Source organism: Pseudoneobacillus rhizolycopersici (genome assembly GCF_054786815.1).
This window is the reverse complement of record NZ_JBTOOE010000059.1, coordinates 1-1,973: the sequence shown is the minus strand read 5'-3', so window position 1 is coordinate 1,973 and position 1,973 is coordinate 1. Positions and strand designations below refer to the sequence as shown.

2 protein-coding genes are annotated in these 1,973 nt (G+C 37.9%); both read right to left on the bottom strand.

Annotation, left to right across the window (positions count from 1 at the left end):
- Nucleotides 1–384 (bottom strand): hypothetical protein (locus ACX9YW_RS22825; RefSeq protein WP_460350998.1); only part of this gene is annotated, 384 nt, incomplete at its 3' end.
- Between the two features lie 413 nt (nt 385–797).
- Nucleotides 798–1,529, bottom strand: coding sequence for a DUF294 nucleotidyltransferase-like/CBS domain-containing protein (locus ACX9YW_RS22820; RefSeq protein WP_460350996.1), 732 nt, complete (start codon nt 1,527–1,529; stop codon nt 798–800).
- Nucleotides 1,530–1,973: the final 444 nt, after the last annotated feature.

Genomic DNA, 1,973 nt, shown 5'->3' with positions numbered 1-1,973 from the left:
AGGTGGAGCAGCACTTGCATGGGTAATCATCACAGGTGGAGCAGCACTTGCATGGATAGTCATCGCAGGTAGAGCAGCACTTGCAAGGATATTCATCGCAGGTAGAACAGCACTTGCATGGATAATCCCCACAGGAGTCACAGCATTTGCAATATCGATCGGGTTGATCGCAGTTCGGACAACATTCACACGGGTATGTATCACATTTGTCGCAGCATTTACAGTATCTGGGTGCCTCTTTACAGGTAGGGCAACATTCACATGGATACTCCTTACAGGTATAACAGCATTGGCAAGGATAACTATCGCAAGTGTCACAGCATTTGCACAGGCTTTCCTTCTCACCGCAGTCATTGCAGTAAACATCACCGTATTGATGATCATATTCGTATTTATCGTTCCCAGTATCGTAGTGCCTTTCTAAGGCATCTACTTCTTTATCGGTTCTTGTGTACCAGGTCTTATTCTCAATCTCTTCGATATCTTTATTTGTTACTTGATACCATTCTTTCTTTTCGATACCATCATCGTCATCTACATCATCATGATCTGAAGTTTTTGATGTAGAAGGTTCTTGGCTATGAACCTTTGTTAAATCGACATAATGATATCGCTTATCCTCATATTCTGTTTCCCAAGATGATCTTCCTAATTCACGATCAATTCGAAGAATCTCCGCTCGGTTGCCATTAAGCTGACGCAACAGCCTAACTTCCTCCTCCAAAGCACGCTTTCTTCCATCATCCATTCCTCATCCCCCCTTAAACAAATTAATCTTACCATCTCTTAGTCGTGATTTATTCCAGTTCTTGTTCCATTGCATCAATTTCAACTAGGTCCCAGGTGGTGATAATGCCTAAAGGTTTTTCACCTTTGACTCCATTTTCGGTGATAATGACGGCTTCCAGCTTTTTATGGGCCAAATGATAATCCTCAAATAATTCTTCTACTTCATATATATCAATTTCGCTGTTTCTAAATAAAACTTCATGCGGTTTTTCGTAAGGACGTACAGCTTGAACTTGAACGCCCTCAAGGGATATGTTGGACAGCGGTTGTTGGGACAACCAGCGAATAACCCCTTCAGAAGTTAAAAGCCATAAAAACCCTGAATGATCATAGATAGGTAACGTCGAGCACGATAATCGATCTATAATTTTGATAATATCTTTTAAAGGCGTTTCAGGCTTGTAATAAAGTACCGGAGCACTGGCAATTTGAAGGGCCTTTTTAGGTAGTTCAAATAGATCGGCCAATTTTTCAATATGTATGACGATATCCTCATGAGGTTCAGCGATATAAAACTTTGCCCTAACTTTCTCATGGACAAGTGAATTTCGGAGCTTAGCATATTGTGAAAGGTCCTGCCTATGGGTACGTATAATGGCGTGGGCACTGCCAGAGTTCAAAAGCTCTTTAAAAGCATCGCTTTTAGCATTCCGCACTAAATTAATCAGACACTTATGTATGCGATTAAAAGCTGTCTCAAACCTCTCAGCAAGAGGTGTTTTAGTGATGACATCCTGCAAATAAAACCTCTCCTTATTTATTGATTCTCTCTATATAAATACTATATCAAACAAACGTTTGTTTGAAATTTATATTTGTAAAAATACAAAGCACAAGAGATTATTTAAATATTTTTTAAAAAGTGTATTGACGAATTGAGAATAAAAATGTATTATAAGATTCTGCCGCTGAGACAGAGCAGGTTGATGAAAAAAACTTTTGAAAATATAGTTGCTTTTTAACAAGGGATTTGTTATTATAAATCCTGTTGCTACCGAGTAACATTATTTTAAAAAAGTGATTGACACATTGATGAAATGGTGATAGATTAATAATCTGTCATGCAGTAATTGCTCTTTGAAAACTAAACAACCAAACATTAACAAGACTTCTTTTTAAGAAGTTTAACAAGCCAGATTAACTTTTTGAGCTTTTATCAACTCTTTATTGGAGAGTTTGATCCT